A 25,281-nucleotide genomic window follows, 5' to 3' on the forward strand; every position below is an offset into this window, starting at 1 on the left:
GGTCAGAGATGGAGAACGGAACGGATTTCGTAGCGGTCGCCGCGCATGGTCGAGACCGTGAATTCAAACGGGCCGGAGCGGTCGAAGGCGATGCGTTCGACCATGAAGGCGGAGCTGCCGGCCTTCAGCTGGATCAGCTCGGCATCCTCCGGCTTGACATCGCCGATGCGGTATATTTCGCGCGCCTCCTGGGGCACGATACCGTAGCTCGCCTTCAGCGTCTCATAGAGCGAGGAGACGCTTGCCGCCGTTTCCAGCAGGCCCGGCACGCGCGCCGCCGGCAGATGCGCGGTCTGGATACCGATCGGCTGGTCGTTGCCAAGCCGAAGGCGGCGCAACTGGAGTACCGGCGTGCCTTCCTCGATCTCCAGCGCGCCGGCCACCTGAGCGTCCGCGGCAATGATCCGGGCGTCGAGCAGCCTGGTTCCCAGATTGAGCCCGAGATTGGCCATCTCCTGGGTGAAGCTGGTCAGGCCGCGCACGCCGGCAATGACGGTCGGGCTGCGCACGAAGGTGCCGCGCCCATGTTCGCGGCTGAGCAGGCCGGAATCCTCGAGGTTGCGCAGGGCATGGCGCACGGTGATGCGGCTCACTCCCAATAGGTCGCACAGGCGCTCCTCATTGGGGATCTGCGCGCCCGTCGCCCACTCGCCGGACGAAATCAGCGTCCGCATCGCCTGCTCGGCCTGGTGCCACAGCGGCTCCGGCCGGTTGCGATTGGGTTTTGCAAAGATTCCGCTCATCGGATTTCGTCCCATTGTTGGCCGCGCGCGCCGGCGAATGCTGCCCCCACAAGGCTGGCGTCCTTGCCGAAGCTGCCGGCCTCGATGCGCACGCGTCTCAGATGCGGCGGCAATTGCTTCTCCATCGCGGCTCGCACCATCGGCACCAGCACGTCGGCCGCCTCGGCCACGCCGCCGGCCAGGATGACTGTTTGCGGGTCGAGCAGCGCCACGGCGGTTGCCAGGCTCACGCCCAGCGCCTTCGCCGGCCGCGCCAATGCATCAATCGCAGTCGCATTGCCCGCACGCGCCGCCGCCACCAGCCCGCGACCGTCACTGAAGCCGGCCTGCCGCCCGATAGCATCGAACGCCCGACCCGATGCCTGCCGCTCCAACCAGCCGTCGCGGTCGTCGCCTTCATCGTCCAGATCGGCGCAGGCCCAGCCGAAGGAACAGGCAGCTCCCTGCCCGCCACGCATGATACGCGAACCCGACAGCACGGCGGAACCGATGCCGGTACCGATCGCCACCAGCATCGCGTCCGACAGCCCCTTGGCCGCACCAGCTGACACCTCAGCCAGCAGCGCCAGCTGCGCATCCTGGCCGAGTCCGATCGAGAGATTGGGGAACAGCCCGGCGAGATCGACGCCGTCGAGCCAGGGCAGATTGGGGATCCACAGGCAGCGCGTTCCGCGTGCCGTGCCTGGCACCGACACACCGAACCGCTCGGCACCATGGTCGTGCGCCATCCGGGCGATCGCCTCCTCGAAACCGGCCAGGCGCCAATGGCTGCCCTGACGGCCGCCAGGCGACGGCCAAACCTTGCTCATCCGGCCAGAACGATGGAGTCGACGACGATCGCACCCGCCATGACCAGGTTGGTGTTCATCGCACCCCTGTTGTAGCTCAACAGCCGGCTGAGGCTGATGACGATCGGGTACTGGTCGGCGTTGCCCTGCAGCACCGTCAGCGGCCAAAGATAGCTGTTCCAGTGATAGACGAAGGCAAACAGCGCGAGAGCTGCCACCGCCGGCGTCACCAGCGGAGCCACGATGACGAACAGGATGCGCATCTCCGAAGCGCCGTCCATGCGCGCCGCATCGATCAAGTCGTCGGGCACGCCGGCAATGAACTGCCGCATCAGGAAGATGCCGAAGGCATTGGCCAGGTTGGGCAGGACCACGCCTGCCAGGCTGCCGTCGAGCCCGATGGTGCCGATCATCCGGTAGAGCGGGATCAACGTCACGATCGGCGGCAGGAACATGGTCGCGATCAGCAGCGCAAACAGTGCATTGCGACCATGGAAGCGGTGCTTGGCAAAGGCGTAACCTGCCATCAGGCTGGTGACGATGATGCCGGCCGTGGTGATGGCGGCGATGACGGCCGAATTCAGCATCGAGCGGCCGACATTGATGACGCCAGACACCTTGCCGAAGGCCTCCAGGCTCGGGCTCTCGGGTAGCCACACCGGCGGCACCTGCATGGTTTCGGCCGGCGTCTTCAGGCTCGACAGTACCATCCACACCAGCGGAAAGGCCGAGGCCACGGCGACCACAAGCATCAGCGTTGCCACGAAATAGTCGCCGCTGGTTGGGCGTGACCTGAAGAAAAACAAGCCGCGGCGCGGCCGCCATTCGCCAGCCGCGCTCATTCGTCGTCCACCTTCCGAGCGAAAGCGAACAAAGCGAAGATCACGACGATCAGCGACAACATCAGCGTCACCGCCATGGCGGAGCCCAGGCCACCCTGGGCGCGTTCGATGCCGACACGCCTTATGTGATAGGTCAACACGTTGGTCGAGCCCACCGGCCCGCCCTGCGTAATCAGCGCCACCGGCTCGAACACCTGCACGGCATTGATGATGGCAATGACGGCGCTGAACAGCAGCGTCCGCTTGAGCAGCGGCAGGGTGATCGCCGTGAACTGCTGGCGCGCGTCCGCACCGTCGATGGTCGCGGCCTCGTAGAGGCTGGTCGGGATCTGGGTCAGCCCGGCCACGACAAGCACGGTGAAATAGCCGACCTGCTGCCAGACATTGAGAACAACGATTGATACCAGCGCGGTGCTGGGCGACGACAGCCAAGGCTGCGGGCCGATACCCAGCCAGCCGAGCATCTGGTTGATCGGTCCCTCACTCGGCGAATAGAGTTTCGACCACACCAGCGCCACTGCGATCATCGGCACCATGTAGGTCGAAAACAGGATGGTCCTGAGCGCGTTGCCGCCGGCGACATTACGCTGGTAGACGAGCAGCCCGAGGCCAACCGAAACAGGCAAGATAAGCGCCACCGACATCAGCGTGTAGAGCGCCGTATTGACCAATGCGCCCTTGAAGTCGCGCCCCACCGAGGTTGCGCCAAAAATCTCGCGGAAATTGTCGAGCCCGACGAATTCGGCCGTCTGGAAACCGGTCTGCGTCGACCAGTCCTGCAGCGACAGCCACACCGTCAGCACCATCGGCACGACGATGAAGGCGCCGATCAGCGAGACGGCCGGCGCCAGCATCATCCAGACGGAATGTTGGTGGGTTCTGGTCATGAGATGGATCAGTTGCAGTCGAGGGGTGCGCGAGACGGTGACACTGCGTGCTTCTCCCCGTTCACGGGGAGAAGATGCCGGCAGGCAGATGAGGGGCAGAGCTTACCTCTCCGAACATGGAGCCGCCCCTCATCCGGCCCTTCGGACCACCTTCTCCCCGTGAACGGGGAGAAGGAAGTGAGCGCCTACTTCGCAGCTTTCTCCAGGATCGCAGCCGCGTCGGCCTGCGCATTGGTCTGCGCCTCGGTGGCTGAAACCTTGCCATATTGCAGCGCCTCGATGGTCTGCTGCAGCGACTCCGAAAACTCCTGGCCGCCGAGAACGACCGGGAATGGTTTTGCATCGCCCAGCACGCTGACATAACCAGACAGGAATTCCGAACCAAGCTTGTCCTTGAAGGCATCGACGTCGGAACTGCGCGACGGCAGGATGCCCATCGACATCAGGATGTTGGCCATGGCCGAAGCGCCGTTCGGGCCCGACTTCGGGCTGTTCAGCCAGGCGAGGAAATCCCACGCCGCCTTCTGCTCGGCCTCCGCCGCGCCCGCATTCACCACGGTCATCCACGAATAGGAGATCGAGCGCGGCTTGTCGCCTGAGGGCCCGACAGGGATCGGCGCCGTGGCGATATCGGCGAACTTGTCGCCCATGCCTGTCTTAAGCGCACTCTCCCACCAGTTGGCCATGATGATCATGCCGGTCTTGCCGGAGACGAAATTGTCGAGGAACGGCCCTGTCGTGTTGGCGTCGGCCGTGCCCATGGCCGGGTCGCTGGAGCCCGACTTGATCAGCTCCTCATAGAGCTGGAAGGTCTCGCCGGCGTTCTTGCTGTCCAACACCGGCTTGCCGCCGGTCACCAGTTCGCCGCCATTGGACACCAGCAGCGACGAAAACGGATGCACCACGCCCGCCGCCCAGCTGTTGATCATGCCAAACCCCTGCTGTCCCGCATCCTTCTTGGTCAGCTTGGCGGCGGCGTCCTTCAGCTCGTCCCAGGTTTTGGGCGCCGCTTCGATGCCCGCCTCCTTGAACAGCGCCTTGTTGTAGTTCAGCGCATAAACATCGATCTCGTTGGGCACGCCGTAGAGCACCCCACCGACGCTCGCCGCCGTCACCACGCCTGCCGGCCAGGCACCCTTGACCTCGCCGGCAACCGTCTCGGGTGCAGGGGCAACGAGCTTGTCGCGCGCCAGTTCCGGCAGCCACAGATCGTAGATGCCGGCGATGGTGGCAGCCTGCCCGCCACCCTGCGAGCGCAGCGTCGTCAAAAGGTCGCCGAACGGCACGGCGCGCACTGTTACCGCCACGTCGGGATGGTCCTTGGCAAAATCCTTGGCCGCCTGTTCCAGCAGCGCCACCGTCTCCGGCGACCAGTGGGTCAGGTAGGAAATATTGATTGACTGCGCCCATACGGCGCTCGGCAACAGGGCGATGCCGGCGGCCAGCGCGCCCTTGATCCACGCGAGTTTCATAAAATCGTCCTCCACATGCGGGGCCACGTTCCCAGCTTGACCCGCGCCAGGAGGTTATAACGTCATACTGACCTGTCAAGGCAGCAGGTTTCGATTTCCGGCGCGTTTCGCACAACCGCAATTTCCGGTGCGCACTTTGTCAGGAGACCGACCGCCCTTGTCTTGCAGTGCCAGACACGGTCCACGACAACTGAACTCGGCAACGACTCACGCTTCGGGGAGGATCCGTTGATTGCCGCCTATATCGACGAGTTCATCATGCTCTGCGCCGGCGCCTGGATGACGGCCGTCGGCTTCGGTTATATCGATCTGACGACGTCTCCCAACCAGCCCTGGCTCGCCAACCTCGTACGCCAGTTCAAGTGGATGGGCCCGCTCCTGATGCTGATCGCCGTCATCCTCGGTATCGCTGCTCCGTCCTGACGAGCGCGCGATGCGCATTACTGAAATCGGGGAGGCCACAATCCCCATTTCGCGCTAAGCCGACCCGGCGATTGCGTCCGGCGGCCTGACAACAAGCATCGTCGCAGTCGTCACCGATGTTCTGCGCGCCGGCAGGCCGGTTATCGACTGGGGTTACGCTCAGTTGGACGCTTCTCCCAAGGCGGACTGATCCGCGAACAGGCATCGGCTTGAGGCCAACGCAGCAACCCGCGCTGTTCAAGGCAAAGCTCGGCGTGCCGTGATCGCGCACCTCCGGCTTGCCGCCGCCGCGCCCGCCTGCTCTTATTTGCAGCGGAAAACGGAGAGAGGCAGGGCATGGGTTTCATCAAGGTCACGGCGATTTCGCCCTCGGGGGCAACATCCTACATCCGCATCGCCGACATCGTCGGCGTGGCCGCCGGCACGAGCAGTCCGAACACCGGCAAGGCAGTGGTGCAGGTCCGCTCCGGCGGCGACAGGCCCTACCCCTGGCAGGTCATGGAGACGCCCGACGAGGTGATGGCCCTTATCGCGGCCGGATCGTAACAGCAGCGGCGGTACAGTCGGAACTCCACGCCCTGCCCAGCAGGCATGGCGGTGCGCTGCGGCGCTCGCCTAATACTCCTGCTGCCCGCCAGGAATGCCTCCCACAGCACATTGCCGTACCACGCCTGGCAGATCGCCTCCGACCACTCCTCGCTGTCGGTTGCCAAGCGCCCAGACGCTCCCTCACCCCGCCAGTGCCAGCTCCACCGCCGCCTCGGCATGCAGCTTGACCACGTCGAATGCCGGCATCGGATAGGCATCCATACCGAGCAGCAGCGGCAGTTCGGTGCAGGCGACGACGGCGGCTTCTGCCCCGCGCGCGCCGAGATCGCCGGCCAGTTGCTGCAGCACCGCGGCCGACACCGGCTTCACCAAGCCGAGCGTCAGTTCGTCGATGATGATGCGATGCAGTGCCGTGCGCTGTTCCTCCGATGGCACGATCACCTCGATGCCAAAACGCTGCTGCAGCCGCTCGGCGAAGAACCCGAGTTCCATCGTGTAGCGCGTTCCGAGCAGCCCGACGCGCTTGATGCCGGCGGCACGGATCGCTTCGCCGGTTGGGTCGGCGATGTGCAGCAGCGGAATGCCGATCGCGCCGGCCACCTGATCGGCAACCGTGTGCGGCGTCACCGCTGTCAGCATGGCGAAGGCGGCTCCCGCCTTTTCAAGGCTGCGCGCCGCCTCCGAGATCACCGCTGCAACCCGCATCCAGTCGCCTTCGGCTGCCAGCCGATTGAGTTCGTCGAAATCGAGCGTGAACATCAGCGAGCGCGCATTGTGATGCCCGCCCATCCTGGCATGTGCCGCCTGATTTATCAGCCGGTAATAGAGCGCGCTGGACTCCCAGCTCATCCCGCCCAAAAGTCCGATCAGCCTGGTCCGGTCAACAGTCACGATTGTTCCCCCGCTCGGCCGTGCTGGCGGCCTCAATGCTAGGTCGGAACGATCAGGCGATTGTGCAAGGGTTGTACAAGCGGAGTTTCAGCACCTCGCATGCTTTGGAAAATCGAGCCCGGAATCGGCAGCGACAAACAGACCAGGGACAGGCGCAGCCCAGGGACAGGCGGGCCCAAAAAAGTTGGCCCCGCCGCTACCAGGAGCGCACGGGGCCTGTTGTCGGGTTATACCCTTGCCTGCCGGGAATGGTTTACCGGCTTTGCTCTCTCGGATGCTTCGTGGCTCACAGCCAACGATCCGACCATGGTTTCAAATTGTCTGGGGGAACAACAGGTCGGGGTTTGCGTGAGGCTTTTCGCTAGGGAAAGCCAGGCACCTGCGCCTGCTGTGGTTCCGTCCTGTTAGCGGAACCCTTTGGGACTGTCCGGTGGAGTCATGCTCTGCTCCTACGTCAGTTGCGCCATGTGTTCGCCCGCTGCTCAACTCGCGTGTCTGCGGCGTCTCGCAGACCGACCGTAGCATGGTGAGGAGCCCTCAAGGAGGCTCGGCCTCAGGCGACACAGGCACTCTGCATCCCTGATTCCCTCACGTCAACCACAACATTGTTAGTCGGGAAAAATGTGATCGAAGGCCGGTTTCGCAGCCCCGGATTCGCGTAACGCTCCTGCCATAACGTTGTCAGGAGCGCGTTCGGCCTTTGTTCTTTCCACTTGCCCCTGCGCGCCAAAGGCGCTTAAACGCATTTGGTTGCCGCACCTCTCGACCGGGCGGCGAAATTACCTACATGAGGGGATGGTTGGGCTCGCCCGCCACTCCAAGCAATTCCAGATTTGAGGCGGCGGCGCGGCAATGGCCGATCACAAGTACATTTCCATTCGCGGTGCGCGCGAACACAATCTCAAGAACGTCGATCTCGACCTGCCGCGCGACAAGCTGATTGTCATGACCGGCCTGTCCGGCTCGGGCAAATCCTCGCTCGCCTTCGACACCATCTATGCCGAGGGCCAGCGCCGTTATGTCGAGAGCCTGTCGGCCTATGCCCGCCAGTTCCTCGAGATGATGCAGAAGCCTGACGTCGACCAGATCGACGGCCTGTCGCCGGCGATCTCGATCGAGCAGAAGACGACCTCGAAGAACCCGCGCTCGACGGTCGGTACCGTCACCGAGATCTATGACTACATGCGCCTGCTGTTCGCGCGCGTCGGCGTGCCCTATTCGCCGGCGACCGGCCTGCCAATCGAGAGCCAGACGGTCAGCCAGATGGTCGACCGCGTGCTGGCGGTCGACGAAGGCACCCGCCTGTTCATCCTGGCGCCCATCGTCCGCGGCCGCAAGGGTGAGTACAAGAAGGAGCTCGCCGAGCTCCAGAAGAAGGGTTTCCAGCGCGTCAAGATCGACGGCGCCTTCTACGAGATCGCCGAAGCGCCCGTTCTCGACAAGAAGTACAAGCACGACATCGATGTCGTCGTCGACCGCATCGTCGTCCGCCCCGACCTCGCCACGCGTCTGGCCGACTCGATCGAAACCGCGCTCAAGCTGGCCGAGGGCCTCGCCGTGGCCGAGTTCGCCGACAAGCCGCTCGATGCCAGCCAGACCGGCGCGGACGCTATCAACAAGTCCGCCAACGAAACCCACGAACGCATTCTGTTCTCGGAGAAATTCGCCTGTCCGGTCTCGGGCTTCACCATCCCGGAGATCGAGCCGCGCCTGTTCTCCTTCAACAACCCGTTCGGCGCCTGCCCGGCCTGCGACGGCCTCGGCAACCAGCGCGCTATCGACCCGGCACTCGTCGTGCCGGAAGAGCATGTTTCACTGCGCGAGGGTGCGGTTGCGCCCTGGGCCAAGTCGACCTCGCCCTACTACACCCAGACACTGGAAGCGCTCGGCAAGGTCTATGGCTTCAAGATCGGCGACCGTTGGCGCGACCTTTCGACTGAGGCACAGGAGGCCATCCTGCGCGGCACGGGCTCGAAGGAAATCACCTTCAATTATGACGACGGCCTGCGCTCCTACAAGACGACCAAGACCTTCGAGGGCGTGATCCCCAATCTCGAGCGCCGCTGGAAGGAAACCGAATCCGCCTGGATGCGCGAGGAGATCGAGCGCTTCATGTCGGCCACGCCCTGCCCGACCTGCGCCGGCTACCGCCTCAAGCCGGAAGCATTGGCGGTCAAGGTCGGCGGCAAGCACATCGGCGAAGTCACCGAGCAGTCGATCCGCAAGGCCAATGCCTGGTTCGAGGAATTGCCGGCCCTGCTCAACGACAAGCAGAACGAGATCGCCGTCCGCGTGCTCAAGGAAATCCGTGAACGCCTGCGCTTCCTCAACGACGTCGGCCTCGAATATCTGACGCTGTCGCGCAATTCCGGCACGCTGTCGGGCGGCGAAAGCCAGCGCATCAGGCTGGCCTCGCAGATCGGCTCGGGGCTGACCGGCGTGCTCTACGTGCTCGACGAGCCGTCCATCGGCCTGCACCAGCGCGACAATGCCCGCCTGCTCGACACGCTGCGTCACCTCAGGGACATCGGCAACACCGTCATCGTCGTCGAGCATGACGAGGACGCGGTGCTGACCGCCGACTATGTCGTCGACATGGGCCCGGCCGCCGGCATCCATGGTGGCCAGATCATCGCCGAAGGCACGCCGCAGCAGGTCATGGCCAACCCCAACTCGATCACCGGCAAGTATCTGTCGGGCGAACTCGAGATCGCGGTTCCGGCCCAGCGCCGCGAATTGAAGAAAAACAAACGCATCAAGGTCGTCGGCGCGCGTGGCAACAATCTCAAGAATGTCAGCGCCGAGATCCCGCTGGGCACCTTCACCGCCGTGACCGGCGTGTCGGGCGGCGGCAAGTCGACCTTCCTGATCGAGACCCTGTTCAAGGCAGCGTCGCGCCGCATCATGGGCTCGCGCGAGCACCCAGCCGAGCACGACCGCATCGAGGGCCTCGAATTCCTCGACAAGGTCATCGACATCGACCAGTCGCCCATCGGCCGCACGCCACGCTCCAACCCGGCCACCTACACCGGAGCCTTCACGCCGATCCGCGACTGGTTCGCCGGCCTGCCGGAAGCCAAGGCGCGCGGATACCAGCCCGGCCGCTTTTCGTTCAACGTCAAGGGTGGCCGCTGCGAAGCCTGCCAGGGCGACGGCGTCATCAAGATCGAGATGCACTTCCTGCCCGACGTCTATGTCACCTGCGACGTCTGCCACGGCAAGCGCTACAATCGCGAAACGCTCGACGTGTTGTTCAAGGGCAAGTCGATCGCCGACGTGCTCGACATGACGGTCGAGGAAGGTGTCGAATTCTTCGCTGCCGTTCCCGTGGTGCGTGACAAGCTGATGACGCTCAACCAGGTCGGCCTCGGCTACATCCACATCGGCCAGCAGGCCAACACGCTGTCCGGCGGCGAAGCCCAGCGCATCAAACTGGCCAAGGAGCTGTCGCGCAAGGCAACCGGCAAAACGCTCTACATCCTGGACGAACCGACCACCGGCCTGCACTTCCACGATGTCGCCAAGCTGCTCGAGGTGCTGCACGAGCTCGTCGACCAGGGCAACACGGTGATCGTCATCGAGCACAACCTCGAGGTGATCAAGACCGCCGACTGGGTGCTCGATCTCGGCCCCGAAGGCGGCGACGGCGGCGGCGAACTCGTCGCCTCCGGCCGGCCCGAAGACATCGTCGCCGAACCGCGCAGCTACACCGGCCAGTTCCTAAAGGAACTGCTGGAACGCCGCCCGCGCGGCAAGCAGGAGGCGGCGGAGTAGCGATTGGCAGGCGCCAGGGAGGCGCTTGCTCAGTCAAGTTGACGCAGCCCGGCAGCAGGATGCCGGAGGGTCTATGCGATGCGTGGGCGCCACGGCTCGTGTTCGTGCGTGAGCCAAACCAGTTCGGGATCGAGCGCGAGCACCCGCAACTGACCTTCGCTGTACGGCTCATCCAGCTCGCCGAACCAGACCGCTACGTCGCCGCCAACGACGATCGGGCGCCCACCAGTCTCAATGACGACGACCTGCATGCCGGCTGTGTGGCCCGGCGCCGGGACGAGCCGGAGCCCGGCAAGCAGCTCGAATTCGCCGTCGATCTGTACATACTGCACGCCGGGCGCGTCGACCCACTCGCGCATTGGGTATTCGTTCTCGTCGCTACGCGCGTCGTCGAGCTCGCGACGCTGGACATAGATCGGCTTGCCGGCGAAGAGGTGGTTTCCGCCGCAATGGTCGGCGTGCAGGTGTGTATTGACGACGATATCGATGCCGGCGGTGTCGAAGTCCTGCTTGTCCAACGGATGGAGACGGGGATTGAAGGCCGCCACCAAGGTCGGGTGCAGGTCCGTCATGCCGGTGTCGACCAGAATGCGCGCTTCGGGATGGTCGATGACATGTACATAGACTGGCATCCACTCGCCCTCGACGCTCAACTCGGCAACGAGGATTGGCGTGATGGTGATCGAGGCGTGGGCGGTCATCCTTCTTCTCCTTCGACATGTTCCAGGCAGCCGTTCAGGTCGTGCATGCCCCCCAATGATGTCGCGCGCGGACGCATGGCTTGGCTGAAACGCCGCGTGGTCGACGCGGCCCTCCTCATCGCGAACGCGGCCATGCCACTCCCACCCCATCATTCCGATTGCATTATGCAACCGGTTCGAAGATAAATTGACCGATCTTGTTTTGCAATCGGTTTTTGCTGTGTTCTAAGGCCAGGGCTCAGCCATCTACCATACGCCTGTTGGTCGCCATCTTTTCGACCTAGGAGGGAGCGATGACTCAAGAACGACCGCAGCTTCGATGCCGTCCTGGCCGAGGCCGAGAAGGCGGCCTGGGCGTGGAAAAGGTCATGCGCCCCAGCACCCTGGCGCGGTTGCGGCGGTCGCGCCAGGCTGCGGCCCCGAGCGCAACCAATGCGCCGATGAAAACCACCTCGGTCAGGATGCTCAGCACCTGCCCTTCCCGCACCGTCTCGTTGAGAACCGTCGGCACCGCGGCAACCGCAATCGCCGCTGCCAGCAGTGCACCGGCCATCAGGTAGGATGCACCGAGCAGCAGCGGCGCCTGGCCGTCATCCAAAGGCGATCGCGCATGATCAGGCTGATACAGCGCCGCGACCAGCAGGCAGGCAGAGATCAGGGCGACGAATGGCCTGATCAGCCCGAACATCGTCCAGTCGACACGGTCCTTGGCCAGCAGGTCACGGTCGTTGACCGCGAAATCGTAGGCTATCAGCGACACGATGGTTGCCCCGGCCAGGGCGATCATGCCCATCCGCACCACCCCGTAGGGCGAAGCCGCCCGCGTCCCTGGAATCGTCGACATGAAGGCTCAGACATGTTTGTGTTTGTATGAGCTTCGCTAGCCGGCTACCCTCCAACAGACAGTAAATCTCACACCGGCTCCGCGCGATATATTGCCTGCCGGCCTCGGCCTTCGCGCAAGTTGCTGTCAGGATGCTTGCCCAAGACATCGTTCGCGGCTTTGACGCTCCTCTGCCTTCCGCTAGAAGAGACCGCAGCGACTGAGAAGGGATAGATCGATGACTGGAAACATCCGGGCAGGCATGGGCGGCTGGACGTTTGAGCCCTGGGAGGGCACGTTCTACCCGGAAAAGTTGTCCAAAGCCAAGCAGCTGCAATTCGCCAGCAGCCACGTGCCGACGATCGAGGTCAACGGTACCTATTATTCATCCTTCAAGGAACCGACCTTCCTGAAATGGGCCAGCGAGGCCCCTGATGGTTTCGTCTACGCGCTCAAGGGCAACCGCTTCGTCACCAACCGCCGCGTACTTGGTGAGGCTGGCGAATCGATGACGCGGTTTCTCGGCTCCGGCGTTGCCGCACTTGGCGACAAGCTCGGCCCGATCCTGTGGCAGTTTGCGCCGACCAAGAAATTCGACGAAGCCGACTTCGGCGCCTTCCTCAAGCTTTTGCCTGAAAAGCAGGATGGCGTGAAACTGCGCCATGCGGTCGAGGTGCGCCATGATTCCTTCATCGTGCCCGAGTTCGCCGCGCTGGCCCGGAAGCATGACGTCGCCATCGTGTATGCCGACCACGCCAAATATCCGGCAATTGCCGACATCACCGGCGATTTTGTCTATGCGCGGCTGCAGACCGGCAGCGACGACAATCACGATTGCTACACGTCGGAGGCACTTGATGTATGGGCCGAACGCGCCAAGGTCTGGGCTGACGGCGGCACACCTGCCGACTTGCCCCGCGCAGATCCCGGCACTGAGGCGCCGGTCAAGCCGCGCGACGTGTTCGTCTACTTCATCACCGAGGGCAAGGTCCGCGCGCCCTTCGGCGCCATGGCGTTCATGAACAGGATCAACGGCTAGCGCACTCCAGGAGAGCCGCCGCAGTTTTCCAGAAAGGCTTTGATCAAGCTCCGGCGTTGCGTCCGGAACCGGCCGTCAGCGCATCCCAGGCGGCCATCGCCCCATCGGCAATGGCCAGCAGCGCCGCACGTGAGGCGCCATCGCGGGCCTGCACCGACATGCCTTGCTGCACGGCAAGGTAAAACGCCGAAATCGCGTCACAATCGGCGGACTCGGGCAGTTCGCCCGCAGCCACGGCCTGTTTCAGGCGGCCGGCCAAGTCGCGCGCGCTCGACATGCGGCGTTCGCTGAGATCGCGGAACACCTCGGCATTGGTTTCGCTGACATTGAGTGCGCCCAGCACGATAAGGCACCCCCTGGGATCGCCAGGTTCGCTGAACGCCCGCGCCGACGCACGCAGAAAATCGCTGATCGCCTCCCTGGCACTGCCGGGGCGTTCGAAGGCGCCCCAGATATCGACACCTTCGGTAGCCCCATAGAGATCGACAGCCTCGCGAAACAACGCTTCCTTGCTGCCGAAAGCCGCGTAAAGGCTGGGCGAATTGATGCCCATTGCCGTCGTCAGCTCCGCCAGCGACGCCCCGTCATAGCCCTTTTTCCAGAACACGCGCATTGCCTGCCGCAACGCTGCATCGCGGTCGAAGCTGCGTGGACGACCCTTCTGAGACATCTCAAACCTTTCTGTTATGAACGATACATAATGTTCTTGACGCCCTTGCGCAAGGCTGCCATCTATTTTGTATCGTTCAATACAGAAAGATAAATCATGTCCTCCCTCAGCGATACGAAACAACACTCCGGGCTCAAACTGTCCGGTCTGGAACTGGCCGGCAAGGTCGCCCTGGTGACCGGCGGCAGCCGTGGCATCGGTGCTGCCATTGCCGTCCAGCTCGCCACATCAGGCGCCGACGTCGCCCTGACTTATGTCCGCTCTGCGGAAAAGGCCGAGGCCGTCGTCGGGCAGGTCGAAGCCCTTGGGCGGCGTGGCCTGGCGATCCAGGCCGACAATGCCGATGCCGCAGCCGTCGAAGCGGCGGTGACTGCCACCATCGCGGCGTTCGGCCGTCTCGACATCCTGGTCAACAGCGCCGGCATCTGGCACCACGGCCCCATCGACACGGTTTCGCTGGAACAGCTCGACGAAGTGATGTCGGTCAATTTCCGCGCCCCCTTCATCGCCTCGAAGGCAGCGGCCGGCGTCATGCATGACGGCGGCCGGATCATCTCGATCGGCAGCAACCTGGCTGACCGTGTTCCCTTCGAGGGCATCGCGCTCTATTCGGCCAGCAAGGCAGCGCTTGTCGGCCTGACCAAGGGCCTCGCGCGCGACCTCGGCCCGCGCGGCATCACCGTCAATGTCGTCCATCCCGGCTCGACCGAAACCGACATGAACCCCGCCGAGGGCGACGTCGCCGACTACCAGCGCAGCCTGATGGCAATCCCGCAATTCGGCTTGCCCGACGACATCGCCGGCCTTGTAACCTGGCTGGCCGGCCCGCAATCCCGCTTCGTCACGGGTGCAGCGCTGACGATCGACGGCGGCACCAACGCCTGATCACGTCCTCTCCACCACCCTGCCTACGGAGCGTTGAGCGCATTTCACCTTTGTCGCGATCCTTCCCACCCCCTCTGGCCTGCCGGCCATCTCCCACGCAAAAGGGGATATCAGGCCGTCATTGACCTCGCAGTCAATCGCCATGGTTGCACATTGGGACATCACAGCATGGGCGCCGCCGGCGACGCGACTGATCTCCACCCTTGCAGGGGAGATGGCCGGCAGGCCAGAGGTGGGAAGGAACGCGAAGCAAAGGATTGCTTCGCACGACACCTGCCAAACTGACCAAGTCCGTTGTCACCATCCGTCACCCAATCCGCGTGGATGGTCCGGCCCGATTGCCCACGCCCGACGCGGAGAAAGCGCGCGCCCTCACCCGCTCAACGCCGCCACCACCTCCCGCAATGCCAGCGGCAGGTCCTCAGCGATCAGGCCGGGCCCGAAACGCCGTGCCGCCTCGGCGTGAATCCAGACGGCGGCGCAGGCCGCCTCGAAAGCCGGCACCCGTTGCGCCAGAAGGGCGGCAACGATGCCGGACAGCACGTCACCCGACCCTGCGGTCGCCAGCAGCGGCGTGCCATTGGCATTGATCGCAGCACGCCCGTCGGGCACAGCTATCACCGTGTCGGGGCCCTTGTATATGATGATGGCATTGGCCTTGGCCGCCGCCGCCCGCGCCCGCTCGAGCTTGGACAGCGACGCATCGGCGGCGATCCCGGGAAACAGTCGGCCGAACTCGCCATGATGCGGTGTCAACACAAGCGCTGGCGCATTCGGGCGTTTTCGTGCCTCGAAGAACGCGGCGCGGCGATGCGAAAGCGAGGTGATGCCGTCGGCATCGAGCACAAGTGCTGCGAAGCGGCCCTCGGCGACAGACATCAGCTCCAGCGCAAAACGCCCGATTTCAGGCTCGGAGCCAAGGCCTGGGCCATAAACCAGCACCTCAGGCTTGCGTGCGCCGAGGAAGGCCAGCGCATCTTGGAGCGTATCGGAACGCCTCAGGATGATTGAGGTCAGGTGCGCCGCATTGGCAGCCAGTGCCGCTCCAGGTGACAACACCGTCACCGCACCCGCCCCTGCCCGTGCTGCCGCCATCGCCGACAGTCGCGCAGCACCCGTGGCCGACGGACCACCGGAAAAAACGCCGACATGGCCGCGGCTATACTTGTGGGCGTCGTTCGCCGGCGACGGAAAATGCCGCCGCCACCATGCCGGATCGTTTTCGAAGCAGCGCACGGACGTAGCGCCAACTATGGCCGCGGCAATACCGATATCGGCAACCACCACCTCGCCGCACTGCGCACGCCCGGGATAGAGCAAATGCCCCGGCTTCTTGCGGGCAAAGGTCACTGTCACCGTCGCCCGGAAGGCGCTGCCCAGAATCTCGCCGGAAGCACCCGACACGCCGGAGGGCAGATCGACTGCAACCACCGGAACTCCGGCCGCCGCCGTTCGCTCGATCGCCTGACCAATCTCGCCGTCGAGCGGCCTGGACAACCCGGCGCCATAGAGCGCATCGACGACGACGGCATCTGCCTGGGGAGCAAAAACGGCCAACGGCTCCACCTTGACCGAACATTCGGCAGCAGCCAGCGCCGCATCGCCGCCGCCGCTGCGCGGCGCAGCGGTCGCGAAGAGCCTGACGGCAACGCCGCTTTCGGCAAGCAGGCGCGCCGCGACATAACCGTCGCCGCCATTATTGCCCGGCCCACACAGCACATGGACGGCCTTCGCACCGGGAAACCGCTGCAGCACCACATCGGCAACGCTGCAGCCCGCCCGCCGCATCAGGCCGATGCCGTCGACGGGCCCGGCGGCGATCGTCAGCCTGTCGGCCTCAGCCATCTCGCTGGGGGTCAGCAGTTCAAATGCCATGGCAGTCATCCCGGATGAATCCTGCTACCGAGTTAGCACGCCGCAGCCACTCGGCCCAAACGGCCATGCCTCAACTCAACCACGCACAAATCGAAGGCATGTTGCCGCATTTTTGTGCACCACCAGCGTTGCGAAAACGATGAATTTTTGTGCGCATCTCGACCCGACGCTGGAAATCGGCTCCAATCGCCCACGTCTTCGGCTGCCTCCTGGGCAAACCGAACAAAGTTGCCGCACCCACTCGACTTGGCACGCTTCGTGCTTGAAGTTGCGCGAGTGGGTGCATCACCCCTGAGTTACGGCAGTGGAGGCCATATCCGCATGAAAAAAATCGAAGCGATCATCAAGCCGTTCAAGCTCGACGAAGTGAAGGAAGCGCTCCAGGAAGCCGGGCTGCAGGGCATCACGGTCACCGAAGCCAAGGGTTTCGGCCGCCAGAAGGGTCACACCGAACTCTATCGCGGCGCCGAATATGTCGTCGACTTCCTGCCCAAGGTGAAGATCGAAGTCGTTCTCGGCGACGAGTCGGTCGAGGCGGCCATCGAGGCGATCCGCAAGGCGGCCCAGACCGGCCGCATCGGCGACGGCAAGATCTTTGTCTCCAACATCGAGGAAGTCGTTCGCATCCGCACCGGCGAGACCGGCGTCGACGCCATCTGACCTCGCATAGAATTCTCGTTTCAACGTCATCAAGACAGGAAAACCCCACATGACGACAGCCAAAGACGTAATGAAGCAGATCAAGGACAACGACGTTAAGTTCGTTGACCTGCGCTTCACCGACCCAAAGGGCAAGCTCCAGCACGTCACCATGGACATCGCCGAGGTCGAGGAAGAGATGTTCGCCGACGGCGTCATGTTCGACGGCTCGTCGATCGCCGGCTGGAAGGCCATCAACGAGTCCGACATGGTGCTGATGCCCGACCTGGATACGGTCCATATGGACCCGTTCTTCGCCCAGTCGACCATGGTCATCCTGTGCGACATTCTCGATCCGGTTTCGGGCGAAGCCTACAACCGCGACCCGCGCGGCATCGCCAAGAAGGCTGAGGCCTACCTCAAGGCCGAAGGCATCGGCGACACCGTCTATGTCGGCCCGGAAGCCGAATTCTTCGTCTTCGACGACGTCAAGTACAAGGCCGATCCCTACAACACCGGCTTCAAGCTCGACTCGACCGAACTGCCGTCCAACGACGACACCGACTACGAGACCGGCAACCTCGGTCACCGTCCGCGCGTCAAGGGCGGCTACTTCCCGGTCCCGCCGATCGACAGCTGCCAGGACATGCGTTCGGAAATGCTGACGGTGCTGACAGAGATGGGCGTGCGCGTCGAAAAGCACCACCACGAAGTCGCTGCCGCCCAGCACGAACTCGGCGTCAAGTTCGACACGCTGGTCCGCAACGCCGACAAGATGCTGATCTACAAGTATGTCGTGCACCAGGTCGCCAACGCCTATGGCAAGACGGCAACCTTCATGCCGAAGCCGATCTTCGGCGACAACGGCTCGGGCATGCACGTCCACCTGTCGATCTGGAAGAATGGCAAGCCGACCTTCGCCGGCAACGAATATGCCGGCCTGTCGGAAAGCTGCCTCTATTTCATCGGCGGCGTCATCAAGCACGCCAAGGCGATCAATGCCTTCACCAACCCGCTGACCAACTCCTACAAGCGTCTGGTCCCCGGCTATGAAGCCCCCGTCCTGCTCGCCTATTCCGCGCGTAACCGTTCGGCCTCCTGCCGCATTCCGTTCGGCAATTCGCCGAAGTCCAAGCGCGTCGAAGTCCGCTTCCCAGACCCGGGCGCGAACCCCTACCTCGCTTTCGCTGCCCTCTTGATGGCCGGCCTCGACGGCATCAAGAACAAGATCCATCCCGGCCAGCCGATGGACAAGGATCTTTACGACCTGCCGGCCAAGGAGCTGAAGAAGATCCCGACCGTCTGCGGCTCGCTGCGCGAAGCTCTCCAGAGCCTCGACAAGGACCGCGGCTTCCTGAAGGCCGGCGGCGTCTTCGACGACGACCAGATCGACTCGTTCATCGAGCTCAAGATGGCCGAGGTCATGCGCTTCGAAATGACCCCGCACCCGGTCGAATACGACATGTACTATTCGGTGTAATCATCGGAAAATAATGAGAAAAAGCCCCGGATCGATGAACTGACCCCGTAAAGTTGGACGGTTCATTGAGCTGGTAGATTTAAGGGCTGGGTCCTGTATTGCACAGGGGCCAGCCCTTTCAGTTTCAGTTTGATGCGGCGGTGGTTGTAATAGTCGATGTAGCGCTCGATGGCCTTATCGAGGCTTTGGACAGTTTCGAACCTTTCCGGGTGGAAGAGCTCGGACTTGAGCGTGGCGAAGAAGCTCTCCATCGGTGCGTTTTCGAGGCAATTGCCTTTGCGTGACATGCTTTGTGCAAGGCCTCTGGTTTCCAGCCTGCGCTGGAATGCCGACATCTGGTACTGCCATCCCTGATCGGAATGCAGGGTCGGCCGTTCGTCCTCATTGAGCCGGGCGAAGGCTTTTGTCAGCATATTGTCCACCAGTTTGAAGCGCGAGCGGCGCGCCGTCTCGAAGGCGACGATCTCGCCATTGTAGAGGTCCATGATGGGAGACAGGTAGAGCTTGTCGCCGGCCACGCTGAACTCCGTCACGTCGGTCACCCATTTGCAGTTGGCGCGGTCGGCGCTGAACTTGCGCTGCAACAGATCGGGAGTGGTCCGCCCAACCTCGCCCCTGTAGGAACGATACTTCTTCGGCCTGACCAGCGACTTCAATCCCATCTCGGCCATCAGGCTCTGGACGGTCTTGTGGTTGACGCCTTGACCCAACTGGCGCAGTTGCGCAGTCACCCGGCGATAGCCGTAGCGGCCCTTGTGGCTGTCGAAGATGGCCTTGATCGCCTCCTTCAGCGCCACATGGCGGTCCGGGCGCGAGGCCGCCTTTTGCCTGTAATAGAACGTGCTGCGCGGCAGCTTCGCCAGATCGAGCAGGCCCTCAAGCGGATGCAACGGCCTTAACGCCTGGACGGCTTGTGCTTTTTGGGCGCGTGTCCCTGCGTTAAGGCCTCCAGTTTTTTTAGGTAGGCGTTCTCCATCCGCAGTTGCTTCAGTTCGGCCAGCAGTTCTTCCCGGCTTTTGGTTTCGTCACTGGGTGCAACAGGCACTGCGGGGGCCGGCGGCTTCGACATGGGGCGTCCTCCGGGACGTGGGCCGAGTGCCTCTATCCCACCCGCATGATAGCGCTTCTCCCAGCCCGCCAGGCAACTGGCATTGCGGATATTGAACAACGCCGCCGTCTGGCGATACGACAGACCTTCTCGCCACATCCGCTCGAGCACTGACAGCTTGAACGTCGCGTCGTAATGATCGTATTTGCCCGACAGTCCCGCCCAGCCATGCGCCTGGTACAAAGCCACCCACTTGCGGACAGTCGCCGCGTCAACTCCACGCTTCGACGCCGCACTCGCGTAGCTTTCATCCCCGCACAAATAGCTATCGACAACCGAGCGCTTGAAACGCGCACTGTGTTTGGACATGCAAAACCCCCGAAGGTTGTGTCCAACTTTCGGGGGTCAGTTCACGAGCGGGGCTTTTTTGTTTGGCGAGGCAGTCACCGGCAAGGTTCGGCGACTGCGGAGGATGCGCCGCCAGACGATCAGATACTCTTGGCGCCCATCTGCTCGGCGATGTAGTCGGCCTGGCGGATCGCCAAGGTCACGATGGTCAGCGTCGGGTTTTCGGCGGCACCCGTGGTGAACTGGCTACCGTCGGAGACGAACAGGTTCTTGATGTCGTGCGTCTGGCCCCATTTGTTGACCACGCCGTCGGACGCCTTCTCGCTCATCCGGTTGGTGCCGAGATTGTGGGTCGAGGGATAAGGCGGCGTCGGGAAGGTTCTGGTTGCGCCGACCGCGTCATACATCGCCATGCCCTGCTTGTAGGCATGGTTGCGCATGGCAACGTCGTTGGGATGGTCGGTGAACCAGACGTCGGGGATCGGCATGCCGTATTTGTCCTTGAGCTCGCCATGCAACTTCACCGCATTTTGCTCCTGCGGCATGTCCTCGCCGACGATCCACATGCCGGCCATCTTGTCGTAGTGGTCGAGTGCGGTGGTGAACGAACGGCCCCAGCCGCCGGGATCGAGGAATGCCGCCATGAACGGCAGGCCCAGCGCCAGCGTCTCGAGCTCGTAGCCACCGACGAAACCGCGTGACGGATCGTGCTTCGCCTCGTCCCTGACGATGCCGGCCATGGTCGTGCCCCGCCAAAAATGCACCGGCTTGTCGAACACCGCATAGACCGAGCCGGTGGTGTGGCGCATGTAGTTCTTGCCCACCTGCCCTGACGAGTTGGCCAAGCCGTCAGGGAATTTCGACGATGCCGAGTTGAGCAGGATCCGTGGGCTTTCGATGGAATTGCCGGCGACGCAGACGATGCGCGCCTTCTGGCTCTGCAGCTTGCCGTCCTTGTCGGCATAGACGACCGAAGTCACCTTGCCGCTGTCGTCGTGCTCGATCTTGAGCACGTGGCTGTTGGGCCTGACCTCCAGCTTGCCGGTCGCCTCGCCCCTGGGGATTTCGGTATAGAGCGTCGACCACTTGGCGCCCCATTTGCAGCCCTGGAAACAGAAGCCGGTCTGCTGGCATCCCATGCGGCCATCGCGGTCGGCGGAGTTGATTGCCATGCGACCGGTGTGGCACTCCTTGTAGCCGAGCTTGTCGGCGCCGGCCTTGAACACCTTGAAGTTGTTGTTGCCGGGCAGTCCTTCGATGCCGTTGGTGCGGGTGACGCCCATCTTGTCCTCGGCTTTGGCATAATAGGGGTCCAGGTCGGCGAGCGCGATCGGCCAGTCGAGCAGGTTTGCGCCTTCGACCTTGCCGTAGTTGGTCAGCGTCTTGAACTCATGCTCCTGGAAGCGCAGCGAGGCGCCGGCCCAGTGCGTGGTGGTGCCGCCGACCGCCTTGACGATCCAGGCCGGAAGGTTGGGAAAATCCTTGTGCACGCGCCAGCCACCGCCTGTCGTGCGGTTGTCGAGCCAGGCGAGCTGGCTGAAAGAATCCCATTCGTCGTTGATGAAGTCCTCATATTCGATGCGCGGGCCGGCTTCGAGAATGACGACGTCGATACCCTTCTGGGCGAGTTCGTTGCCGAGCGTGCCGCCACCGGCGCCGGAGCCGATGATGACGACGACGCTATCGTCGTTAAGACCATATGGTGCAGGCATGTTTTCCTCCCGGGAATGCTGAAAAGGCTGGGTTCGCGACTGGGGCCGATCAGAGCCACTCGATGTCGTCGAAGCCGCGCGCGATGTATCCGCCCTTGGAGTAGGACTCGCCTTCATAGCCAAAGATCGGCCACAGCTCCTTCTGGTTGTAGAGGCCGACGACGAGCCCGCCGCGGATTGCCTGGAAGAACGGGGTGCTTTCGATCTGCCGGAGTACGGCGACACGCTGGTCTTCCCATCCAAGGCCGGTGTAACCGCCGGCGCCGGCCTTCTGGTCGAGATCGGCGATGCCCTTCTCGATCAGCTCCTTGTGGGCCGGATCCTTGCCCGCGAGCTCGTCATGGCTCTTGATGGCAATGGCGTAGAACTTGTCCGGCACCTGGTCGTGCGGATAGACATCGCGCGCCATCTGGATCAGCGTCGCCACGGTTTCGGGTTTCAGCGCCGTGCTTTCGAGCCCCCAGGCCTCGCCGGTGCTGAGTACGGCAGAGCCACTGATGATGAGTAGCGCGCCGGCGGCTGTGCCGCGCTTGAGCAGCTCACGCCGCGAAAGGCCGGACCTGCCTTGATAGATCGTCACCATGATTTCCTCCCTTGCTTGCTATGCGCGCTCGGCGCTTGGCTGGCACGGCGCTCCTCCGCCGCGACATGTCACTTGAAGCGGCCGCCCCTCTGCAAAACCTCGATCTTGTAGCCGTCGGGATCCTCGATAAAGAAGAAGCGGGCCAATGGCGTACCGCCCGGCGCAAACTCGACGATGTCCCTGGGGCTGAGCCCGGCGGCAAGCATGCGGGCGCGCTCGTCGTCGAGATCGGCCACCGACACTGCGAGATGGCCGTAGCCGTCGCCGAGAGCATAGGGCTCGGCCCTGCCCTTGTTGACCGTCAGCTCGACTTCGAACTCGGTCTCGGGATTGCTGAGATAGATCAGCGTGAAGGTCTCGAAGTCGAGCCTGTCGGCGATTTCGAGGCCGAAAGCCGTGTGATAGAATGACAGCGAGCGCGCTTCGTCGAGCACACGCACCATGGAATGGATTGCCTTGGCCATTCGCCCTCCTGGCAGTTGGAACGGGAGGATTATGAATCGCTGCAAAGCCAAGTGGTGGCAGCCCGTTACCACGCTTTCAGGAGCATAGTTTGCTAGTCAGCAACGAAAGCATGGTTGCGATGGCGTGCCGTTGGGTCGATGATGGCGCTCAAGAGCCAGCACCGGCGCTGTCAGCCCGGGCAAGCCAGCGGGAGAAATGACATGTGCAAGGTATTTGCCGGACAGGATCCGAAGGGCTATCGCCAGATCAACCGGTCGATCCGGATCGCCGGACATTCGACCAGCATTCAGCTGGAAGCGACCTTCTGGGACCTGCTCGACGAGATCGCCGCCTCCCAGGAGCTGACGACGCCGAAATTCATTTCGAAGCTTTATGACGAGGCGATCGAGATCAACGGCGAGATTCCGAACTTTGCCTCGATGCTGCGCACCACCTGCGCGCTCTACCTGCGCGGCCACAAGCCGGCCGCTGACGAAGTCGACGCGCTGAAGCGCTACGCAGCGTGACCTTCAGCTTCCATCGATAACGCTTAGAAAACACGAACAAAAAACCCGGGGTCGCCCCGGGTTTTTGATTTGCGACCCATATGTTGCCTAGAAATTAGGCAGCAGCCCTGGTCTCGACGCTGGTCGGCACCGAGTTGATGGTCTTCAGAATCTGCGAGGCGATCTGGTAGGGGTCGCCCTGCGAGTTCGGGCGGCGATCTTCGAGATAACCACGATAATCGTTGCGCACGAAGCTGTGCGGCACGCGCACCGAAGCGCCACGGTCGGCAACGCCCCAGGTGAAGACGTCGATGGAAGCCGTCTCGTGCTTACCGGTCAGGCGCAGGTGGTTGTCGGGACCGTAGACGGCAATGTGCTCTTCGCGGGCATCGCCGAAGGCCTCCATGAGCGCTTCGAAGTACGCCTTGCCGCCGACGTCGCGCAAGTAGTCGGTCGAGAAGTTGGCGTGCATGCCCGAGCCGTTCCAGTCGGTGTCACCAAGCGGCTTGCAGTGATACTCGATGTCGATCTCGTACTTCTCGGTCAGGCGCTGCAGCAGGTAACGGGCAAGCCACATCTCGTCGGCAGCCTTCTTCGAGCCCTTGCCGAAAATCTGGAATTCCCACTGGCCCTTGGCCACTTCGGCATTGATGCCTTCATGGTTGATGCCGGCCTCGAGGCAGAGGTCGAGATGCTCTTCGACGATCTGGCGGGCAATGCTGCCGACGTTCTTGTAACCGACGCCAGTGTAGTACTCACCCTGCGGCGCCGGGAAACCGTTTTCCGGGAAGCCGAGCGGGCGGCCGTCCTTGTAGAAGAAATATTCCTGCTCGAAGCCAAACCAGGCGCCCTCGTCGTCGAGGACGGTGGCGCGGGTATTGGACGGATGCGGGGTGACGCCATCGGGCATCATCACTTCGCACATCACCAGCACGCCGTTCTTGCGGGCGGGATCGGGATACACAGCGACGGGCTTCAGCACGCAATCCGAGCTCTTGCCTTCGGCCTGGCGGGTCGAGCTGCCGTCAAAACCCCAGAGCGGAAGCTGCTCGAGCTTCGGGAACTCCGCGAATTCCTTGATCTGGGTCTTGCCGCGGAGATTGGCTGCCGGGGCGTAACCGTCCAGCCAGATGTACTCGAGCTTGTACTTCGTCATGCTATCCTCTCAGTGTCGTGCCTGCCGGCCCTGGGATGGCCGGCGTGTCACAAGAGAGAAAGCAAGCCCCGTGCCAACTCGAAAATCCCAGATTCTTAGCAGGGAAGGCAGTTGCACGGAAAAGCAACTGCTCAAGAAATAGGCAGACTACGGCAGCATGGCTGACATTTTGCCCAAGACTCGGGCTGATCTGCCTTGCCGGCTGGCTAAGCTGCCTTGAGCGCCTCAAGCAGGGCGACAGCAGCGAGCATGTCGCGCTTGCGGGTGGCACGGCGCGCGACAGCCTCCGAGTCCTGGCCCCAATGCTCGATCTGCCAGTCTTCGTCGACATGGGCCGCTGCCCAGGCTTCCTCGACCGTCAATTCGCCGGTCTCGACGGCAAGGGCGAGAAGCGCCGAACCGGTCAGGGTGGTCATGACATGCAGGGCCGCGAGCTTCATCGGCTCGGTGCGCTGCGACAGGTGCACGCCAAGCGCTGCGATGGCCTCGCGCGGCTGCTCGACATGCATGACGCCCTCGGCCATTACAAAGCGTGCGCCGAGCGACGCACGCGCCCAGTCCAGGACCGGATCCCAGGCCTCTGCCTGGCGCTCGACGAGCTTTTCCGGGCTGTCGGCGCGGTAGCACAACAGGTCGCTTGACGAGAAGCGCAGGATATCCTCGAGCACCGCCTGCGGATCGGTGGCGACGCCGTCGATCGCCGTGTTGACCAGGCGCAGCACCGGCATGGTGAAAGGATCGATGACCTCGACCTGGGCGACGAACTCGTCGGCAACCAGCTGTGCCGCAGCCGCCGTCGGCAGCGCGAGCAGCGCCCTGCCCGGCGTCCGCACCGACTTGCCGTCGAGCAGGACGGCATAGCCTTCTTCAAACGCAGCGACGCTGGCTGCTTCGTAGAAGCGCTTGGGCAGCTGCTTGCGCAACGTGCTCTGGGCGCGGCGGATGGGATCGGGATCGGACAGGCCGTCGCTGGTTTCGAGGTCGCTCAGGATTTCTCGCATCT

The 25,281-nt window shown here is 63.3% G+C and carries 24 protein-coding genes; 8 read left to right on the plus strand and 16 right to left on the minus strand.

Features of this window, described 5'->3' with window-relative positions; genetic code table 11:
* Window positions 1-2: 2 nt before the first annotated feature.
* The 5 genes from IG197_RS02080 to IG197_RS02100 form a co-directional block, all read right to left on the minus strand.
* Window positions 3-743 carry a GntR family transcriptional regulator gene (locus IG197_RS02080; protein ID WP_192316681.1) on the minus strand — a complete coding sequence of 247 codons (741 nt, stop codon included), beginning with the start codon at window positions 741-743 and terminating at the stop codon, window positions 3-5.
* Entirely contained in the window at window positions 740-1,552 is an 813-nt protein-coding gene (locus IG197_RS02085; RefSeq protein ID WP_192316682.1) for an ROK family protein, read from the minus strand. Before IG197_RS02085 ends, IG197_RS02080 begins: the two co-directional genes overlap by 4 nt.
* A complete protein-coding gene (locus tag IG197_RS02090) occupies window positions 1,549-2,373 on the minus strand; it encodes a carbohydrate ABC transporter permease (protein ID WP_192316684.1) in 825 nt (274 codons plus the stop codon). The genes IG197_RS02085 and IG197_RS02090 overlap by 4 nt, the downstream gene beginning before the upstream one ends.
* Complete coding sequence (locus IG197_RS02095) at window positions 2,370-3,260, minus strand: carbohydrate ABC transporter permease (RefSeq protein ID WP_192316686.1); 891 nt, start codon at window positions 3,258-3,260, stop codon at window positions 2,370-2,372. Before IG197_RS02095 ends, IG197_RS02090 begins: the two co-directional genes overlap by 4 nt.
* A 185-nt stretch (window positions 3,261-3,445) precedes the next feature.
* The gene (locus tag IG197_RS02100) at window positions 3,446-4,732 is read right to left on the minus strand and encodes an extracellular solute-binding protein (RefSeq protein WP_192316688.1); all 1,287 of its coding nucleotides are present in this window, start codon (window positions 4,730-4,732) and stop codon (window positions 3,446-3,448) included.
* Window positions 4,733-4,960: 228 nt separating this feature from the next.
* Between IG197_RS02100 and IG197_RS02105 the strand changes: the two genes are divergently transcribed.
* The gene (locus IG197_RS02105) at window positions 4,961-5,155 is read left to right on the plus strand and encodes a hypothetical protein (protein ID WP_192316690.1); all 195 of its coding nucleotides are present in this window, start codon (window positions 4,961-4,963) and stop codon (window positions 5,153-5,155) included.
* A 336-nt stretch (window positions 5,156-5,491) separates the two neighbouring features.
* Window positions 5,492-5,701, plus strand: a complete 210-nt coding sequence (locus IG197_RS02110) for a hypothetical protein (protein ID WP_192316692.1) — start codon at window positions 5,492-5,494, stop codon at window positions 5,699-5,701.
* Window positions 5,702-5,884: 183 nt separating this feature from the next.
* Here IG197_RS02110 and IG197_RS02115 read toward each other — a convergent pair whose 3' ends face one another.
* Complete coding sequence (locus tag IG197_RS02115; protein WP_246765287.1) at window positions 5,885-6,595, minus strand: aspartate/glutamate racemase family protein; 711 nt, start codon at window positions 6,593-6,595, stop codon at window positions 5,885-5,887.
* Between the two features lie 852 nt (window positions 6,596-7,447).
* Between IG197_RS02115 and uvrA the strand changes: the two genes are divergently transcribed.
* Complete coding sequence (gene uvrA, locus IG197_RS02120; protein ID WP_192316694.1) at window positions 7,448-10,369, plus strand: excinuclease ABC subunit UvrA; 2,922 nt, start codon at window positions 7,448-7,450, stop codon at window positions 10,367-10,369.
* Between the two features lie 71 nt (window positions 10,370-10,440).
* Here uvrA and IG197_RS02125 read toward each other — a convergent pair whose 3' ends face one another.
* Together IG197_RS02125 and IG197_RS02130 are read right to left on the minus strand one after the other, a co-directional pair.
* On the minus strand, window positions 10,441-11,070 hold the full coding sequence (locus IG197_RS02125; RefSeq protein WP_154387061.1) for an MBL fold metallo-hydrolase: 630 nt from the start codon (window positions 11,068-11,070) through the stop codon (window positions 10,441-10,443).
* 298 nt (window positions 11,071-11,368) lie between these two features.
* A complete protein-coding gene (locus IG197_RS02130) occupies window positions 11,369-11,863 on the minus strand; it encodes a hypothetical protein (protein ID WP_192316696.1) in 495 nt (164 codons plus the stop codon).
* A 268-nt stretch (window positions 11,864-12,131) separates the two neighbouring features.
* On the opposite strand from IG197_RS02130, the gene IG197_RS02135 reads away from it, so the two are divergent.
* Complete coding sequence (locus IG197_RS02135) at window positions 12,132-12,932, plus strand: DUF72 domain-containing protein (protein WP_246341035.1); 801 nt, start codon at window positions 12,132-12,134, stop codon at window positions 12,930-12,932.
* Window positions 12,933-12,975: 43 nt separating this feature from the next.
* Here the strand turns inward: IG197_RS02135 and IG197_RS02140 are convergent, their stop codons facing one another.
* Complete coding sequence (locus tag IG197_RS02140; protein WP_192319537.1) at window positions 12,976-13,602, minus strand: TetR/AcrR family transcriptional regulator; 627 nt, start codon at window positions 13,600-13,602, stop codon at window positions 12,976-12,978.
* 138 nt (window positions 13,603-13,740) lie between these two features.
* Here IG197_RS02140 and IG197_RS02145 point away from each other — a divergent pair, with 138 nt between their 5' ends.
* The gene (locus IG197_RS02145) at window positions 13,741-14,487 is read left to right on the plus strand and encodes an SDR family NAD(P)-dependent oxidoreductase (RefSeq protein ID WP_067966585.1); all 747 of its coding nucleotides are present in this window, start codon (window positions 13,741-13,743) and stop codon (window positions 14,485-14,487) included.
* A gap of 372 nt (window positions 14,488-14,859) precedes the next feature.
* On the opposite strand, the gene IG197_RS02150 is transcribed toward IG197_RS02145, so the two are convergent.
* Window positions 14,860-16,362, minus strand: coding sequence for an NAD(P)H-hydrate dehydratase (locus IG197_RS02150; RefSeq protein ID WP_192316698.1), 1,503 nt, complete (start codon window positions 16,360-16,362; stop codon window positions 14,860-14,862).
* Window positions 16,363-16,683: 321 nt separating this feature from the next.
* Between IG197_RS02150 and IG197_RS02155 the strand changes: the two genes are divergently transcribed.
* Together IG197_RS02155 and glnA are read left to right on the plus strand one after the other, a co-directional pair.
* Window positions 16,684-17,022: a P-II family nitrogen regulator gene (locus tag IG197_RS02155; RefSeq protein ID WP_055976860.1), complete on the plus strand. Its 339-nt coding sequence runs from the start codon at window positions 16,684-16,686 to the stop codon at window positions 17,020-17,022.
* Window positions 17,023-17,071: 49 nt separating this feature from the next.
* A complete protein-coding gene (gene glnA, locus IG197_RS02160; protein WP_067962285.1) occupies window positions 17,072-18,481 on the plus strand; it encodes a type I glutamate--ammonia ligase in 1,410 nt (469 codons plus the stop codon).
* 62 nt (window positions 18,482-18,543) lie between these two features.
* Here the strand turns inward: glnA and IG197_RS02165 are convergent.
* From IG197_RS02165 to IG197_RS02180, 4 genes are all read right to left on the minus strand, one after another.
* Window positions 18,544-19,898, minus strand: a protein-coding gene (locus IG197_RS02165) for an IS3 family transposase (protein ID WP_371746502.1) whose coding sequence is annotated in 2 segments (ribosomal slippage) — window positions 18,544-19,419 and window positions 19,422-19,898 — 1,353 coding nt in all. Because the reading frame shifts where the segments join, the coding sequence is not laid out codon by codon here.
* Window positions 19,899-20,017: 119 nt separating this feature from the next.
* A complete protein-coding gene (locus IG197_RS02170; protein ID WP_192316700.1) occupies window positions 20,018-21,589 on the minus strand; it encodes a GMC family oxidoreductase in 1,572 nt (523 codons plus the stop codon).
* Between the two features lie 49 nt (window positions 21,590-21,638).
* A complete protein-coding gene (locus IG197_RS02175) occupies window positions 21,639-22,172 on the minus strand; it encodes a twin-arginine translocation signal domain-containing protein (protein ID WP_192316701.1) in 534 nt (177 codons plus the stop codon).
* Between the two features lie 68 nt (window positions 22,173-22,240).
* Window positions 22,241-22,636: a VOC family protein gene (locus IG197_RS02180; RefSeq protein ID WP_192316703.1), complete on the minus strand. Its 396-nt coding sequence runs from the start codon at window positions 22,634-22,636 to the stop codon at window positions 22,241-22,243.
* A 201-nt stretch (window positions 22,637-22,837) separates the two neighbouring features.
* Between IG197_RS02180 and IG197_RS02185 the strand changes: the two genes are divergently transcribed.
* A complete protein-coding gene (locus IG197_RS02185) occupies window positions 22,838-23,143 on the plus strand; it encodes a ribbon-helix-helix domain-containing protein (RefSeq protein WP_067962295.1) in 306 nt (101 codons plus the stop codon).
* 94 nt (window positions 23,144-23,237) lie between these two features.
* Here the strand turns inward: IG197_RS02185 and IG197_RS02190 are convergent, their stop codons facing one another.
* Window positions 23,238-24,278, minus strand: a complete 1,041-nt coding sequence (locus IG197_RS02190) for a glutamine synthetase beta-grasp domain-containing protein (RefSeq protein WP_067962299.1) — start codon at window positions 24,276-24,278, stop codon at window positions 23,238-23,240.
* Between the two features lie 206 nt (window positions 24,279-24,484).
* Window positions 24,485-25,279, minus strand: coding sequence for an ATP12 family chaperone protein (locus IG197_RS02195; RefSeq protein WP_192316705.1), 795 nt, complete (start codon window positions 25,277-25,279; stop codon window positions 24,485-24,487).
* Window positions 25,280-25,281 lie beyond the last annotated feature (2 nt).

The organism is Aminobacter sp. SR38 (assembly GCF_014843375.1).
Classification (GTDB): domain Bacteria; phylum Pseudomonadota; class Alphaproteobacteria; order Rhizobiales; family Rhizobiaceae; genus Aminobacter; species Aminobacter ciceronei.